Origin of the sequence: Staphylococcus gallinarum (assembly GCF_000875895.1) — a bacterium.
GTDB lineage: Bacteria > Bacillota > Bacilli > Staphylococcales > Staphylococcaceae > Staphylococcus > Staphylococcus gallinarum.
Map to the genome: position 1 here is coordinate 592573 of NZ_JXCF01000007.1, position 17692 is coordinate 610264.

At 33.2% G+C, this 17692-nt stretch carries 13 protein-coding genes and 2 pseudogenes; 1 reads left to right on the forward strand and 14 read right to left on the reverse strand.

What is annotated here, in order from left to right; all coding sequences use genetic code 11:
• Window position 1: 1 nt before the first annotated feature.
• From SH09_RS17430 to rbfA, 8 genes and pseudogenes are all read right to left on the reverse strand, one after another.
• A pseudogene (locus SH09_RS17430) lies at window positions 2–1456 on the reverse strand (DNA translocase FtsK); the annotation flags it as partial.
• 105 nt (window positions 1457–1561) lie between these two features.
• Window positions 1562–2431 (reverse strand): annotated as a pseudogene (locus SH09_RS17435) (DNA translocase FtsK 4TM domain-containing protein); the annotation flags it as partial.
• 302 nt (window positions 2432–2733) lie between these two features.
• Window positions 2734–4407 carry a ribonuclease J2 gene (gene rnjB, locus SH09_RS06610; RefSeq protein ID WP_042738835.1) on the reverse strand — a complete coding sequence of 558 codons (1674 nt, stop codon included), beginning with the start codon at window positions 4405–4407 and terminating at the stop codon, window positions 2734–2736.
• Window positions 4408–4728: 321 nt separating this feature from the next.
• Window positions 4729–6834, reverse strand: a complete 2106-nt coding sequence (gene pnp / locus SH09_RS06615; protein ID WP_042738836.1) for a polyribonucleotide nucleotidyltransferase — start codon at window positions 6832–6834, stop codon at window positions 4729–4731.
• 151 nt (window positions 6835–6985) lie between these two features.
• Complete coding sequence (rpsO, locus tag SH09_RS06620) at window positions 6986–7255, reverse strand: 30S ribosomal protein S15 (RefSeq protein ID WP_042738837.1); 270 nt, start codon at window positions 7253–7255, stop codon at window positions 6986–6988.
• A 104-nt stretch (window positions 7256–7359) separates the two neighbouring features.
• On the reverse strand, window positions 7360–8331 hold the full coding sequence (locus SH09_RS06625) for a bifunctional riboflavin kinase/FAD synthetase (protein ID WP_042738838.1): 972 nt from the start codon (window positions 8329–8331) through the stop codon (window positions 7360–7362).
• 12 nt (window positions 8332–8343) lie between these two features.
• Complete coding sequence (gene truB / locus SH09_RS06630) at window positions 8344–9261, reverse strand: tRNA pseudouridine(55) synthase TruB (protein WP_042738839.1); 918 nt, start codon at window positions 9259–9261, stop codon at window positions 8344–8346.
• 123 nt (window positions 9262–9384) lie between these two features.
• Window positions 9385–9732: a 30S ribosome-binding factor RbfA gene (gene rbfA, locus SH09_RS06635; protein ID WP_042738840.1), complete on the reverse strand. Its 348-nt coding sequence runs from the start codon at window positions 9730–9732 to the stop codon at window positions 9385–9387.
• 444 nt (window positions 9733–10176) lie between these two features.
• On the opposite strand from rbfA, the gene SH09_RS06640 reads away from it, so the two are divergent.
• Complete coding sequence (locus SH09_RS06640) at window positions 10177–11046, forward strand: HTH domain-containing protein (RefSeq protein ID WP_042738841.1); 870 nt, start codon at window positions 10177–10179, stop codon at window positions 11044–11046.
• 113 nt (window positions 11047–11159) lie between these two features.
• On the opposite strand, the gene SH09_RS06645 is transcribed toward SH09_RS06640, so the two are convergent.
• The 6 genes from SH09_RS06645 to rimP form a co-directional block, all read right to left on the reverse strand.
• Window positions 11160–12152, reverse strand: coding sequence for a hypothetical protein (locus SH09_RS06645; RefSeq protein WP_042738842.1), 993 nt, complete (start codon window positions 12150–12152; stop codon window positions 11160–11162).
• Between the two features lie 989 nt (window positions 12153–13141).
• The gene (gene infB / locus SH09_RS06650; RefSeq protein WP_042738843.1) at window positions 13142–15208 is read right to left on the reverse strand and encodes a translation initiation factor IF-2; all 2067 of its coding nucleotides are present in this window, start codon (window positions 15206–15208) and stop codon (window positions 13142–13144) included.
• A gap of 4 nt (window positions 15209–15212) precedes the next feature.
• Window positions 15213–15530, reverse strand: a complete 318-nt coding sequence (locus tag SH09_RS06655; protein ID WP_042738844.1) for a L7Ae/L30e/S12e/Gadd45 family ribosomal protein — start codon at window positions 15528–15530, stop codon at window positions 15213–15215.
• Window positions 15527–15811, reverse strand: a complete 285-nt coding sequence (gene rnpM / locus SH09_RS06660) for an RNase P modulator RnpM (protein ID WP_042738845.1) — start codon at window positions 15809–15811, stop codon at window positions 15527–15529. Before rnpM ends, SH09_RS06655 begins: the two co-directional genes overlap by 4 nt.
• 20 nt (window positions 15812–15831) lie before the next feature.
• Window positions 15832–17001, reverse strand: coding sequence for a transcription termination factor NusA (gene nusA, locus SH09_RS06665; protein WP_042738846.1), 1170 nt, complete (start codon window positions 16999–17001; stop codon window positions 15832–15834).
• A 20-nt stretch (window positions 17002–17021) separates the two neighbouring features.
• Window positions 17022–17489, reverse strand: a complete 468-nt coding sequence (rimP, locus tag SH09_RS06670) for a ribosome maturation factor RimP (RefSeq protein ID WP_042738847.1) — start codon at window positions 17487–17489, stop codon at window positions 17022–17024.
• Window positions 17490–17692 lie beyond the last annotated feature (203 nt).

Sequence of the window (17692 nt, forward strand, 5' to 3'; positions counted from 1 at the left end):
TTTACACCTCATCACTATCTAAATCCACAAGAATTTGTCTAGGTTTACTACCTTTTTGTGGTCCGATTACTTGATTACGCTCTAAATCATCCATCAATCTAGAAGCTCTGTTATATCCGATTCTAAACTGTCTCTGTAGTAACGATGTACTTGCCTTTTGTTGTTCTAAAACGAATAAATATGCTTCATCGTAAAGTGCATCCTCACTCTTCATATCAGCTTTATCCACTGGCGCATCAGGTTCCATTTCTTTAACATAATTCGCCTTTTGTTGTTCTACAACATAGTTAACGACTTCTTGTACTTCTTGATCACTTAAGAAAGCACCTTGTACACGTGTTCTCGTTGACCCACCATTGGCTACATATAACATATCCCCTTTTCCGAGAAGTTTGTCAGCACCGCCACTATCAATAATCGTTCTTGAATCGGTTTGTGAGCTCACTGCAAATGCAATTCGAGTTGGTATATTATTCTTGATCAACCCTGTGATGACATCAACCGAAGGACGTTGAGTCGCAATAATTAGATGTATACCAGCAGCACGGGCCATCTGTGTGATACGTTGAATTGCATTTTCCACTTCTTTACCTGCTACCATCATTAAATCCGCTAATTCATCTACTATAACGACAATATATGGCAACTCTGACTGCTTTTCATCTAATTCTTTATTCTGTTTACGAATCATTTCATTATAGCCTTCAATATTTCTTGTTGAACTGTGCTGGAATAAATCGTAACGACGTTCCATTTCAGCCACAACCTTTTCTAATGCTTGAGATGCCTTATGAGGATTAGTAACTACTGGAATTAATAGATGTGGTATGCCATTATATACATTTAATTCTACCATTTTTGGATCAATTAACATAAGTTTTACTTCGTGGGGTTTCGCGTTAAGTAAGATACTTGTAATAATGCCATTGATACATACTGATTTACCACTACCTGTCGAACCTGCAACTAATAAATGTGGCATTTTATTTAATTCAACTGTTATCGGACTTCCAGAAATATCTCTTCCTAATCCAACTTCCAATTTGTTTTTGGCAGGGAATTTTTCATCTAATACTTCTTTTAGAGATACAAGTGAAATCTTATCATTAGGAACCTCAATACCCACAGCAGAACGTCCAGGTATAGGGGCTTCAATACGTACATCCTTTGCTGCTAATGCAAGGGCAATATCATTATGCAAATTAACGATTTTACTTACCTTTACACCTTGAGCTGGCTGAATTTCGTATTGTGTTACTGCTGGCCCAATCTTGATTTGAGTGACTCTAGCATCAACTCCAAAGTTTTTCAATGTTGTTTCTAGTAATTGACCTTTTTTCTGTACTTCCGCTTTTGAAGTTGATTGTTGCTTTGCAGGATGATTCAACAATGTTAATGGTGGTATTTTATATGCTTCATTTTCTACTTCTCCTGCTTCAGAAATCGAACCGCTATTGTCCGAAGTATTATCATGGTCACTTTCATGATCCGAATGAACATCTTCATGTGATTGATTTTCTGAGTTCTGTACTCCTGATTGATCACTTTGATTATTATCTTGATCAAATACACGTTTTGAGCGTTTCTTCGTTCTGCTCAATGTACTTGTTTCATCACTTTCACTATGACCATAGATTGGAATATCTGCTTGATTCGATGCTGACTCTGAATCTTGTACTTCAGGGAAGTTACTTACGTCTTTCATTGGTTCTTCTAATTCCAACTGTTTTTCTTGCTCAGCTTTTCTTTCTGCTTTCACTCTAGCTTTTGCGTCTTTTTTAATTTTATTTTGTTTTCTTTTTTCATGCATATTGGCAGATGCGTCTTTACTTTTACTTTTCAATTGTTCAAACATCATTTTAGAAACATCTCTGTGCTTTTGCTTTAACAATAAAATAATACTTGAAGCAATAAGTAATAATGTAATGATTATCACGCCGACTATTGAAATTAATGGGTTAAATAATGCTAATAAATAATGACCAATTAACCCTCCCCCAAAATTAGGGAAATGTGTATGTTCATATGATTTATATACAAACGATAATACTGGCTCTCGTTGCGCCTTAGTGTGATTTGTAAAATAAAAAATGATGTGCATTAAGAATAGCAAGGCGAATTGTAACACTACAGCGCCTACTGTTCTTCTAGTTTTAGGTAATGCTTTATAATATGTCATATACACCGTAGCAATTAATACTAATATATAAGTAAGAAATCGACTAGTTCCAAATAAATAATTAAAGAAACTGTCTATCATCGTTCCTACAATACCTAATTGAAAGGCTCCTAATCCTACTAATATAAAGATTGCAATAGCTAAAATATATCTTAACGGACTATCTGTCTGTTTCTTTTTCTGGCGACTTTTATTATTTCTAGTATTTGTTGATTTTTTCTTAGTTGTCGTTCTCTTTTTCGTTTGTGCCAAATTTCACACCTTCTTTTCAACTCTAATTTCGTCTATTTATGTAAGTTTGAATATGATATGTATTACTTTAAAACTCATACATATCTAACAGTACCTTTTCTCCATTCTATAACTCAAAACATTAACTTATTACATCAATATGATAACACAAAAGAGGCAAAGACTTATTCCGCTTCTGCTAGCTTTAAAGGTTGCGTCTTATTAATCATGGATTCATATTAAATCACAACTAATGACAGCAATCGACTTTTAAAATGTTAACCTAAGCGTTTGTCTTAACCTCTTTGTTTTGTTCAATTCTATTAAATTTCAGAAATAACTGGAATAATCATTGGACGACGTTTTGTATTTTCGAATAACAGTTTACTAATTTGGTCTCTCATGTTTTGTTTGATATCAGACCATTCTATTCTTTTCTCTTGTAAACCTAATTCTACAATCTCTCTTACTTTTTCTTCAGCTTCATTCAATAGCGCTTCGCTTTCTCGCACATAAACAAAGCCTCGAGATTGGATTTCAGGACCAGCTGCAATTCGTCTATTCTTAGGATCAAGTGTTACTACAGCGATAAAGATACCATCTTCAGCTAAGAGATGACGGTCACGTAACACGATATTACCTACATCACCGACACCAATTCCGTCAATCAATACATTACCAGAATTGACTTTTTCATTTAGAATCATTTCTTCACCATTGAAGTTAACAACATCGCCTTTTTCAACTAAGAAAATCTTTTCAGGTTGAACGCCTGCCTCATTAGCTAATTTAGCATGTGCAATTTGCATTTTAAACTCGCCATTAACTGGTAAGAAATACTCTGGTTTCATAATGTTAATCATCATTTTTAATTCTTCCATACATCCATGACTTGATGCATGTATCTTTTTATTATTTGGAATAATTTCTGCACCAGCTCGCACTAATTCATTAAGTGTATTTCCTACAATGACTTCCATATTTGCAGATGCCGTAATTGCCAAGAACACTGAATCTCCTGGTTCAATATTCATTATTTTATGCTTCTTCAATGCCATTTGATTTAATGCTTCCACAGGTTCACCTTGCATACCAGTAGCAATTATAATCACTTCGTTTTTAGGGTAGTTTTCAACTTCATTAATAGGTATTAATAAGTCTTTAGGTATATCGAAATAACCCATTTTACGTGCAATATTAAATGAACTTTCTAGAGAACGTCCCAAGAAAGAAACCTTTCTATTTAATTTGCTTGCAATGTTCAACACTTGTTGAATTCTAATAAAGTTTGATGCATAACACGAAACAATTAAACGTCCTTTAACTTTAGTAAATGCATCATACATATGAGATTCAATTACATTTTCAGGCGTATTATAACCTGGCTTCTCAGCTTCAGTAGAATCACTAATCAATGCAAATACACCTGATTCTCCAATTTCCGTCATTTTCTTTAAGTCTGGTGCATAATGTCCGTGTAAACTTTGGTCGAATTTAAATTCACCCGTATAAACAATTGCACCGTATGATGTATGAATACAAACGCCTAAACTATCTGGGATACTGTGTGTCGTGTTGAAAAACGTTATGTTTACACCTTTGAAACGCATGATAGATTCATTGTTTACAGTGTAATATCTAACTTTCTTGTTGACATTTCTTGCCTTCATATTCTCTTTGACTAAGCCGATCGTTAACTTCGAACCGTATACAGGTGCATCAACTTGTTCAAGCACATATGTAACTGCACCAATCGCATGCTCATGTCCATGTGTTAAGAAGATCCCTTTCAACTTGTCTTTATTTTCAATTACGTATTGAATGTCAGGAATTACTATATCTACGCCCAGCATTTCATCCTCTGGGAACATCAATCCTGCATCTAACATAAACATCTCATCGTCTACTTCAACGATATACATATTTTTCGCTATTTCTCCGACTCCGCCAAGAGGAATAATACGAATGTTATTATTATTTTTCTTTATTAAACTCAAAATGTTACCTCCTATTTGAATATCCCCGACCATATATAAACTCATAATTTATTATAAGTTAAAACAAGCTTGATGTACACTATTAAAGTAAGGTTTACATGCTTTAACACTAACTAGAATATATCAACTGATATCATTTTGAGTAACGTGTACCTACAGATTTTATGACATAGTACAATTTAATTAGACATGTTGTGATGTCATTCTTTCGCTAAAAAAAAAAAGAAACCAGCTTTATTGATTAGAAACATAATCAAACGGATTTCCCGTCAACTATATTCCTAATCACAACTAGTTTCAAAATCATGCTAATATTTAAGCTTAAGATTCTTCTGATAACAATGCTTTATGTGAAGCATTGACACGACCTTGCTTATCAATTTCTGTTACTTTAATTTTAAATGTGTCTCCAACTTTCAAGACATCTTCCACTTTATCGATACGTTCATTCGCAATTTGAGAAATATGAACTAATGCATCTTTACCAGGGAACAATTCTACAAACGCACCATATTTTTCAATACGCTTAACTTTGCCGTCATAGACTTGGCCAACTTCAGCTTCACGTGTAATATCTTCAATAATACTACGTGCTTTGTCGATTGCTTCCTTATCTACAGCACCGATGACGATTGAGCCATCTTGTTCAATATCAAGTTTTACTCCTGTTGCATCGATGATTTCATTGATCTTCTTACCACCAGGACCGATGACATCTCTGATTTTTTCTGGCTTAATTTGCATTGTAACCACTTTAGGTGCATACATGCTTAACTCATTGCGTGGTGTGTCAATAGTTTGTAGCATATGATCCAAGATTGCTAAGCGACCTTCTTTTGCTTGTGCCAATGCTTCTTGAATAATTTCTTTAGTTAAACCATCAATTTTAATGTCCATTTGAATAGCCGTAATACCTTCAGCAGTTCCTGCAACTTTAAAGTCCATATCGCCTAAAGCATCTTCCATACCTTGGATATCTGTCAAAATAGTATAACTATCTTCACGAGTTACAAGTCCCATAGCAATACCAGCTACCGGCGCTTTGATTGGTACACCAGCATCCATTAATGCAAGCGTTGACCCACAAATTGAAGCTTGTGAAGAAGAACCATTTGATTCTAACACTTCACTTACCACACGTACTGTATATGGGAAATCTTGTGTATCAGGTATAATGTGACTTAATGCACGTTCACCTAATGCGCCGTGACCAATTTCACGACGTCCTGGAGAACGAACAGGACCTGTTTCACCAACTGAATAGTTAGGGAAGTTATAGTGGTGCATAAAGCGTTTTTGTTCTTCTTCTCCTAAACCATCAAGTATTTGATATTCACTTAATGAACCTAATGTAACGACAGATAACGCTTGAGTTTGACCTCTTGTAAATAGACCTGAACCGTGCGTTCTTGGCAATAAACCAACCTCTGAATCAAGCGGTCTAATTTCATCCGTTTTACGACCATCTGGACGAATTTTTTCGTCAGCAATCAAACGTCTTACTTCTTCTTTTACAAGATCATTCAAAATACTGTATACTTCTTTAATTAATGTTTCATTCTCTGGATCTGCTTCATCGATAAATTCACTTGCAACTTTTTCTTTCAATGCATCTAAATTGATGTCACGTTGCTGCTTATCAAAAGTTAACACAGTATCCTTCAATCCGTTAGCCTCAGTTAATTGTTTTACTTGTTCGATGAGTGATTCATCTTTTTCAACAGGTACAAATGCTTTCTTTTCAGGTTGAATATGATTAACGATTTCTTGTTGGAAATCAACTAGACGTTGGATCTCCTTGTGACCAAAGAAGATTGCTTCTAACATTTCTTCTTCAGTTATTTCGCTCGCGCCCGCTTCAACCATGTTTACTGCATCTTTATGACCAGCAACTTCTAAATCTAATCTAGAGATTTCCTTTTGTTCAACTGTTGGATTAATAATGTATTCTCCATCAATATAGCCTACGTTGACACCTGCGATAGGTCCTTGGAAAGGAATGTCAGATACACTTAATGCCATTGATGAACCTATCATTGCAGCCATTTCAGGTGAACAATCTGGATCCGCACTTAATACAGTATTCATAATTTGCACATCATATTTATAACCTTTCGGAAATAATGGACGTATCGGTCTATCGATCAAACGTGCTGTTAGTGTAGCTTCATCACTTGGACGACCCTCACGTTTCTTAAATCCACCTGGTATTTTACCTGCTGCATACATTTTTTCTTCATAATTTACCATAAGTGGGAAGAAGTCACCATCACGTGGTTCCTTTGATGCTACTGCTGTAGAAAGTACTACAGTATCGCCATAACGAACAAGCACTGCGCCATTCGCTTGTTTGGCAAGTTGTCCTGTTTCAATCGTTAAAGAACGATTAGCCCACTCAGTCTTGAAAACTTTTTTCTCTTGAGACATTACGAATCTCCTCTCATATTTCTAATAAGTCTATCATATCATTTCTACTATAAATTTAATATTAGTATCTTATTTTAGATTATCATTATATTAATTATAAAAAAGGGAAAGGACCTTTAAGGTTCTTTCCCTATCAATAAACGTCAAAAGATTAACGACGGATACCTAATGATTTAATTAATTCACGGTAACGTTGAATATCTTTGTTACGTAAATAGTTAAGTAAGTGTCTACGACGACCTACCATTTTTAATAAACCACGACGTGAATGGTGGTCTTTTTTGTGTGTACGTAAGTGATCGTTTAATGCACTAATTTCCGCAGTTAATACAGCGATTTGAACTTCTGGTGAACCAGTGTCAGCTTCGTGTGTGCGGTATTCTTTAATTAATTCATTTTTTCTTTCTTGTGAAATTGCCATTGTCAATTTCCTCCTTTTATTGTTATACGCCTCAATCCGAGCTAATCGTCGGAGTTTCGAACTAGCCAAGATAAAGGTGCTTTAATGTGCTCTACACATTAGACTTAAATATTATATGATATATCGTCTCCAAAATCAACCGCTAATAAGTATTTCGCTTTTTCTTTATCTTTGTTCATCTGTTCCACAAGAGGATCGATACCATCAAATTTGATCTCAGGGCGTAAAAAATGATGCCAAAATACAGTTACTCTTTCTCCGTATATACCATCGTTGAAATCAAAGATGTTAACTTCAATAACCACTTGTGCTACAGATGGATCATGAAATGTAGGTTTAACGCCTACATTGGCTACACCACGATATACTTTATGATCCGACCCAATTTCCATGCTTACTGCATAGACACCATTTTTAGGCAAGACGTAATCATCACTCGGTTGAACATTAGCAGTTGGGAACCCAATTGTTCTACCACGCTTTTCACCTTGTACGACTGTCCCTTTAATTCGAAAACGATAGCCTAATTCTTCATTTGCTTTTTGTAAATCACCGGATTTTAAAGCCTTGCGAATTGCTGTTGTGGAAATTTTCTCAGATTCAATTTCTTGTTTACTCACAGTGGTTGTATTAAATTCTGACATTTCATCTAAAATTAACATATTCCCTTTTCCAAATTTACCAAAAGTAAAATCAAATCCGGCAACAACTTCTTTAACATGATTTTTGATAATATAATCTTCTATAAAGGATTCGGCAGTAACATCTGCGAATTTTGATGAAAAATTAATTACGATACAGTAATCAATACCAAATGTTTCAAGAATTTCAACTTTATCTTGAATTGGTGTTAAATAATCTGTACGTTTTAACTCTGGATTAAGTACAACTGATGGATGAGGGTCAAATGTCATTACAGCCTTTTTCAAATTTTTCTCTTCAGCTATTTGTGATAATGTATCGAAGACCTTTGCATGTCCCTTATGCATGCCATCAAAAAAGCCAAAAGCCATTGCAACATCTTCTTGTATATATTGTTTTTCTTGAATTGGATGTGCTACTTCAATCACTTTCATGTCTATTCTCCTTTAGTTAAAGACCTTTTTAGGTTTTATTTCATCTTGCTTTTCAGGATGTGGTTCATAAATTGCTAATACCTTTTTATCAGTCGCATTAATCATTGCAACCTGATTCGCTATTTCTACATCAAACAGTCGCTTATTAAATTTTTGACCATTCAAAATCTTCTGTTGCATAGTAGCTTCAGTAATAACAATTTGCTGTAAACCTTTTAACCCATATTCTATAGGAAATAATTTATCTTGTAACGTCTCTTGCTCAACTAATTGAGCAATTTCATGCAATTTATAACTATCTTTTAATGCAAAGCCACCACTATCAACTCTAGTCAATTGAGACATATGTGCTGGTATATTGACTTCCTTTCCAATATCAGTCGCAAGCGTTCTAATATATGTACCTTTCCCACAAGTCACAAAGATATCAAATTGACATCCACCTTGGTCAAAGGTCAAATCCGAAGTACGCTGTATATCCTTAATATTCACTGTACGTTCTGGTCTTTCAACTTCAATATTTTTACGGGCATATTCGTATAACTTCTTACCATTAACTTTGACAGAAGAATACATAGGTGGGATTTGCTTAATTTCACCATGAAATCGCTGTAATACGTCATCTATTATACTTGTATTAATATCAGAAGTTGTAACCTCAGCAACCGCTAATGTTTCACCTGTTTGATCTTCTGTTGTTGTACTTTTACCAAGATACACTGTTGCTTGATATGATTTTCCCATATCCATAATATAGTCACTGACCTTTGTCGCATTGCCGATACATACTGGTAATACCCCAGCTACTTCCGGGTCTAATGTTCCAGTATGACCTACTTTTTTTGTTTTTAATATTTTCCTTAATTTAAATACGACATCGTGACTTGTTAAACCACGCTCTTTATAAACAGGTAAAATACCGTTATACATTTATTTCGCCACCTTCAATATTACATAATACAATCATCATATATTCTAACATGTAACAGCTTTTTGTAGAGCATAAAAAAACTGAAACAAAATTACATTTCAATTTTGCTTCAGTAGTATTTACTATTTATCTTTTTTATGCAAGTCTTGAATCATTCTCTCTATTTTATTACCATAATCAATCGACTCATCGTATTCAAAGTTTAACTCTGGAACAATTCGTAATCGCATTCGTGATCCTAATTCAGATTTTATAAAGCCTTTAGCTTTTTCTAGTCCTTTGAATGTATCGTCGATTTCACGTTTGCTACCAAGCACCGTAAGATATACAGTTGCAATAGATAAATCATTTGTTAATTGCACATCAGTTATAGTTAAAAACCCAATTCTTGGATCTTTGACTTTGTTGTTAGCAATATCCATTATCTCTTGTTTCATTTGCTCTCCAACACGTTCTGCTCTCATATTCATATTCATTTCACCTCACAACGGTTTGTTTATTTTGTAATTGGCGTCATCCTTACTTAGCGATTATATGATAGTTTATTTCATAACGTCAAACAAATATTATCACTTTATAAATTCAGATTGACAAATAACAGATATCAATTTAAGTTGCGCGGAATTATAAAGTGCGAAATTATTTTAACAGTTAGGCATGATTTTTATTCCTAACTGTTAATTTTTGAAACGAATATGAAATAAAATGTTATTTGTTACATTTTATATTGCCTGAACGTTTAGTTTTTATGCCTAAGTGTTTATTTTATATCACTTTTTGTTACAGAGTAGCTTGCCTTTTACATAATAAATTTATAATAAAAAAGTGTTACGCATTATATATAACAAATGGTATAATGTAAAACTAATGAACATTTTAAATGCTTATTACAAAAATTATTAGGAGCGTGCAATTTGGAAAAACCTGAACGTTTATTATATATCTACACACGTTTTTTAAATGGCAAAACATTAAATAAAGAAGCGCTAGCAGAGGCATTAAATGTTAATTTACGTACCATCCAACGAGATATCAGTGATTTAAATCACTTTATATATGAAGATGCTGAATGGCAAGGTTTAGGTGGTACGATTATTTATGATAAAAACATCGAACAACACCGTTTAAAAATTGATAAATATAAATTTGAAAGTAATCGATTATTAAATCTAGTGTTTAGAATGAAAACATTGACACCTATCATTCATGAAGATACCTATAACCTAATTAGAGGATTAAATGCCAACATTAATATGGCTGAAAAAATGCTTTCTAATAAATTATTAAATCAATTTAAACTCAACAAAGTAAAAGTTGAGTCTCAACTCATTTTCAAAATTCAAATTGCTATTGAAAACTATGAATTTATTTCTTTATCAATCAATAATCAACAGCAAATAAAGGTCATACCCATTTATACACGCTATTATGATAGACATCATTGGTTTACTTATTATTATCACGGAGAAATCACCTGTGTGAATTTAGCTAATGTTAGAGACGTTACTCCTTTAAATGATCAATTCCATTTAGATATTATTAATAAAATAGAACCTGTCAAACTGCACTTTAGTACTTCTATTTGGAATGAGATACATAAACAATTTATAGTGGCACATACACAAAATGTTGAAAATGGCGTCATTGCTAACATTATAATTTCACAACAAGAATGTTTACAACTTGCTTATAAATATGCCAGTGAAATAACTATTTTAAAACCTCAAATTTATGTTGATGCCTTCAAAACTAAATTAAAACAGCTATTCAATAAATACCATTAATTTTCAAGCAATCTGTCCTAATTAACATTCTGACCACTTTTTTATTTTTTTAACAAAAATGAAACCCCTAAGCGTTAGCATTTTCATCCAACATTAGGGGTATATACTTAAAGTTATTGTTGTTGTAGTGTGCGTTGTAAATTGCGAATACGTTTATTAAAATCTGACGCCCCACCTTCACGTGCTTCTTTTTGTTGTCTATTCCATCTATAGTATTCAGGCTTGGTGAGTTCTTCTTTTTTACGTAAGCGCAATTTATGCTCTTTATAGCTTAATAGATTACCTGTCGTTATTCTTCTATTTTGTTTAGATGCCAAAACAAATAAGTTTTCCTTGATATAAGTACAAAGTTTTTCATCAGTAAAGTTTTTGAAAATAGAAATAAATAATTCTTCTTCACTGCAAATATATATTCTCTCTTTACTATCCTCTATCATTTTCAACAGCAAATTAAAATTTTCCCTTTGAGACGGTAATATATGGTTTAATGTTAAAAAATCACGTGGTATACCTGCACTATGGCCAGCTTGATAAGGAAAGAAATTCAATACCATGACTCTGTTCGGGTCAATATTAAATTGCTTCAACATAGACGAATTACTGTATAGAAATTTTACAAACCATCTATGCTTATCAATATAAGGTAGGAATAGTTTTTCATTATTGAACGTTAACTTACCTTGGATATCTAAGACAATACGCTTTCTATATTCTATAGCCGTATCATCAGAAAGATTAGTATTATAACTATTAAAATCTTTTTCAGGATGCTTTTTTAATATAACGATATCTGCTTTCTCAGGATTGCCGAAAAATGGTCTGGCCATCGCCGGATTAATTAAATTTTCATTCGAAATTACTTTTCTTCTATCTTTATTAATTGAAATTATACCATTTGCAAAGTCTATCATCTTTTTGAACCTTGGTATTTCAGCAAAATCTTCACCGAAATGCTGCTTTAAATATAATAAATCTTGTGGATGTATGAAGGCTGTTCGATCATTATTTTCGATAATTTGATTTAACGTATGGTCATCATACACGGCATCATATTGTTCTAAATATTGTTGCCAAAATTCATTGATTTCATTTAAATATCTGCTCATATGGTATAACCTCCTCTTAATAGTATTATAAATAAGTAACTGGACAGTAAGTGTCCGTCTTATAAAAAAAAGTAAATTTTCTATATATAAATTAACTAATCTTTGCCTATTAATACGAAAACGATTAATATTTTATCATATCTTTATTTTTCAATCATCTCTAACTATAATTTTCCTAATCAATATAGTTTATAAATATTCATTATATATACTTACTTTGCTATAAAAATGGTCTGGTTTATTATTAATATTATTTAGAAAACTTCATATGCATCTCCAGTAACAATGCCGAAATATGATGTGCTAAAAATAATGTGACTTGTATTTTGATTAATTAATATAGGAAGTATAAATGAGTAATATTAATAAAGTGATTCAATATTGTTAAAGATAGAAACTTTTGAAGAATAATACAGATAATAAAATAAATTTAAGAATGATTAAAGAAATTTAAAATGCAGATTCTTTGAAGGTTAACTTATTTGAGATAGAAAAATCGTCTTCCGTAAAACTAATGATTAAATCATTTATTTTTATTCATAGTAATTTTATAAGTGTATTATACCTTTTGTGATATCCATGAAAGGTATAGCTCATATTATTAATTAATAGTTATTACATGAATTCCGAAATAAAAACCGTTAATAAATAAATGATTTTATAATTTTTACTAAATAAATTTTATAATAAATATAATTATATCATCTAGTTATATCTTTAGTACAGTAAAGTGAGTTTTGCAGCTAGAAAAAGATCATTTGACAATGGTAATGGTATCGCCCTTTTATTGCTTAATTTATTGAACTCGTATTGTTGGCGAGACTCCTGAGGGAACAGGACATGCTGAAGACTACAGGCTGAAGCTGGCCCCTAGGAACGCGAGCCAACAATACGATTATAAAACAAAAAAAGTAGTAATCCATTTCTCTTAAATGGATTACTACTTATCTATTTAATCATATATTTTTATAAATCTAAAAATCACTCAATTATCTTTTAATTTCAACCATTTCAAAGGCCTCGATAATATCGCCTTCTTTAAGGTCATTATACTTTTCAATTGTAATACCACATTCGTAACCTTGTGCAACTTCTTTTGCGTCATCTTTAAAACGTTTCAATGTATCCAATTCACCTTCAAATTGTACGATACCGTCTCTAATCACGCGCACACCAGCATTACGAGTTATTTTACCATCTATAACATAACTACCTGCGATAGTACCAACTTTAGACACTTTAAATGTTTGTCTAACTTCTGCTTGTCCGATAACTTGTTCTTCGTATTCAGGATCAAGCATACCTTTCATAGCTGATTCAATTTCTTCGATAACGTTATAAATAACACGGTGTAAACGCATATCTACACCTTCAGCTTCTGCTGCACGTTTTGCACCAGTATCAGGTCTCACATTAAAACCAATGATAATACCATTTGATGCATTAGCTAATGTTACATCTGATTCATTGATTGCACCAACTGCAGTGTGAATTATACGTACATTTACACCTTCAACATCAATCTTCATTAATGACGCTGCCAATGCTTCAACAGAACCTTGAACATCACCTTTAATAATCACATTTAAGTCTTTCATTTCACCTTGTTTCATTTGTTCAAACAAGTTATCTAATGAAACGCTTTTACTCTCTTGACGTTGTTGTAACACATTAGATTCGTGGCGTGCTTCGCCTATTCTACGTGCTTGTTTTTCATCTTTAAATACAACGAATCTATCCCCAGCTTGAGGAACATCGTTGATACCAGTAATTTCAACAGGTGTAGATGGACCAGCAGTCTTAATGCGTTGACCTAAGTCATTAACCATTGCACGAATTCTACCATACGTATTACCTACAACGACTGGATCACCAACGTTTAGTGTACCGTTTTGTACTAATAATGACGCAGCTGGACCTCTAGATTTATCTAATTCAGCTTCAATAACTGTACCCACAGCACGTTGACTAGGATTTGCTTTTAATTCTTGTACTTCAGAAGTCAAGACAATCATTTCTAATAAATCATCGATACCTTCTCCACTTAAAGCAGAAAGTGGTACAAAGATTGTATCGCCACCCCAGTCTTCTGGAATTAAACCATATTCAGTTAATTCTTGCATAACGCGGTCTGGGTTTGAAGTTGGTTTGTCAATCTTATTCACAGCTACGATTGTTGGTACATCTGCTTCTTTAGCATGATTAATGGCTTCGATTGTTTGTGGCATAACACCATCATCTGCTGCAACAACTAAGATAGTAATATCTGTAACTTGTGCTCCACGCGCACGCATAGTTGTAAATGCTGCGTGACCAGGTGTGTCTAAGAATGTAATCTTCTTACCATCATTGACGATTTGATAAGCACCGATATGTTGTGTAATTCCACCTGCTTCACCAGCAGTTACTTTTGTATTTCTTATAGAATCTAATAATGTTGTTTTACCGTGGTCTACGTGACCCATAATAGTGACAACAGCTGGTCTTTCGACTGCTTGTTCATCTTCAGATGGATCATCGAAGTATACAGATAAATCCTCTTCATCTATCACAACTTCTTTTTCAATTTCAACGCCATAATCATCAACGATTAATTCTAATGTTTCATCGTCTAATGATTGGTTGATATTTGCCATGATTCCCAATAAGAATAACTTTTTAATGATACCTGATGAATCAACATTTAATTTGTCTGCTAATTCACCAACTGTAATTCCATCTTGATAAGTAATTTTTGAAGGAGTTTCTTTAGGTTCTTCTTGTTTTGGTTGTTTCTTGTTATTTTTGTTGTTACCTTTATTATTCTTGTTGTTGCCTTTATTATTTTTCTTGTTGTTATTTTTAGGTGCTGGTTTTTGATTTGATTTTGGTTGTGATTTCTTTGAATCAGTTGATTGGCTTGCTTTGAATTTTTTATCTAATTCTTTAATTTGATCAGCTTCCAAAGCTTGCATATGATTTGAAACCTCAACGTTCATTTTCTTTAATTCATCTATAATGTCTTTACTTTTTATATTTAACTCTTTTGCATATTCGTAAATTCTTTGTTTACTCATATAGTCACTCCTTACTATATTCATCTATCATTGACAATAATTTCTTAGCAAAACCTTGATCGGTAATTCCTATGTTGACTCTTTCTGATTTTCCTAATGCTTGTCCTAGTTCAACTCGTGAAGCAAAAATGCGCATAGGCACACGATTGCTGTCGCATTTATTCTTAATCACCTTTGTAGTGTTTTCAGAAGCATCTGATGCGACAATCACGAATTTTAATTTGTTCTTTTTCAAGTCATTTAAAATAACTGATTCACCTGTTTTAACTTTTCCAGCACGCATTGCTAAACCTAAAAAATTTATTATTTGGTCTTTGTTCATTTAGGAATCTCTTCGCGATATATAAGTCGTATAATTTCTTTATAAACTGGATCTAAAGTTTCTGCATCGGCTTTGAAATATTTTTCTAGGATACCTTTTTCTTGTGCTTGTTCAACTGATTTAACATCTTTAGATACATATGCACCGCGACCCTGTTTCTTGCCAGTTGCATCAGCAAATATTTCGCCTTCTTTGTTAATTACTACACGAATCATGTCATTTTTAGGAAACATCTCATTCGAAAGTATACATTTACGCATTGGAATTTTTTTCTTTTTCATAAAGCGATCACTCCAATTAATTATTCAGCGTCTTTATCTGTTTCTGAATTTTCTGGTGCTTCAATTATTTCAGAAATTGATTCTTCCAATTCAATGTCTTCTGTATCCTCAACTGGTTGTGCTTTTGTTTCAGCTACTGGATAAACACCTGCTTCTCTAGCATCTGATTCTGATTTAATATCGATCTTCCAACCTGTTAATTTTGCAGCTAATCTAGCATTTTGACCACGTTTACCAATTGCTAATGATAATTGGTAATCAGGTACAACAACAACAGTTGATTGATTTTCTTCATCAACGATAACTTGTAATACTTGTGAAGGACTTAAAGCATTTTTCACGAATACTTTCGGGTCTTCATCCCATTGAACGATGTCTATTTTTTCTCCACCAAGTTCTTCTACAACCGCTTCAACACGAGCACCCTTTGAACCCACACATGCGCCAACTGCATCGATGTCTGGATTATCAGAATGCACACTAATTTTAGAACGGTCGCCTGCTTCACGTGCAACTGATTTGACAATAACTGTGCCATCGAAGATTTCTGGTACTTCTTGTTCAAACAAACGTTTTAACAAACCTGGATGACTTCGTGATACATAAATTTGTGGCCCTTTCGTTGTTTGTTCCACTTTATTAACATAAACACGAATTCTTTCATTTGGAATATAACTTTCATTAGGGCTTCTTTCAGCTTCAGATAACACAGCTTCTGTACGTCCTAAATTTACATAAACATAACGATGATCTACTCTATCGATAAGTCCAGTAACAATATCGTCTTCTTTGTCGATAAATTCATCGTATAAAATTTCGCGTTCAGCATCACGTAAACGTTGCATTACTGCTTGTTTCGCAGCTTGTGCGCCCACACGGCCAAAGTCACTTGGTGTAACATCCTCTTCATAAATATCACCGACTTCGTAAGCTGGGTTCTTAACCAATGCAGTACTTAAATCGATTTCGTCTCTATCATCAAAGACTTCTTCTACTACATCTTTACGTGCAATCACTTTAAATGTGCCTTGGTCCATATTTAATTCAACACGAACGCTTCTCGCACTATCATAATTTTTCTTATAAGCAGTAATTAAAGCTGCTTCAATTGCGTCGATTAATACTTCTCTAGGGATTTTTTTTTCTTTTTCTAAATATTCAGTAGCTAATAATAGTTCATTACTTGACACGATTTATCCTCCTAATCACGTTAAATCATTACAGCATGACGTGCTTTAGCGATTTTACTTCTTGGAATTTTAACTTGTTTCTTTTTAGATTTTTCCTTTACTTCCATAACAATAGTTTCATCATCAACTGATTGTAAAATACCTAGCCATTCCTTTTCGCCTTCAATAGGTGCATATAAAGAAACAAATACCGGTTTAGAAATAGCGTTTTGATAATCTTTTTCTTTTTTGATTGGTCTTTCAGCACCAGGTGATGCCACATCAAGATAATACATTTCTTGAATAGGATCTTCTTGGTCCATTACTTCACTAATCTTTTCAGATGCTAATGCACAGTCATTCAAGTCCACGCCACCATCTTTATCGATTGAAACTCTTAAGAAATGGTCTTTTCCTTCTTTAGTAAACTCAACTTCAACTAATTCAAAATTTAAGTCGTCAAGCACTGGTTGAATAATTGCTTCAACTTGCTCAGTTATTTTACTCATGCTGACCTCCTTTTTTGGCAAATAGAAAAGAGCGGGTATTATGCCCACTCTTTCTGCCTGAGTCTAATTTTTTAAGCACTATTATTATATCATATGTTATTCATGTAGACAAATAACTACATAATCACAATCCCGTGATGACAATATGACATGGCATTTGTGTTAAATTTAGACGCTTTATTTACTTTTACATAATTATTCAA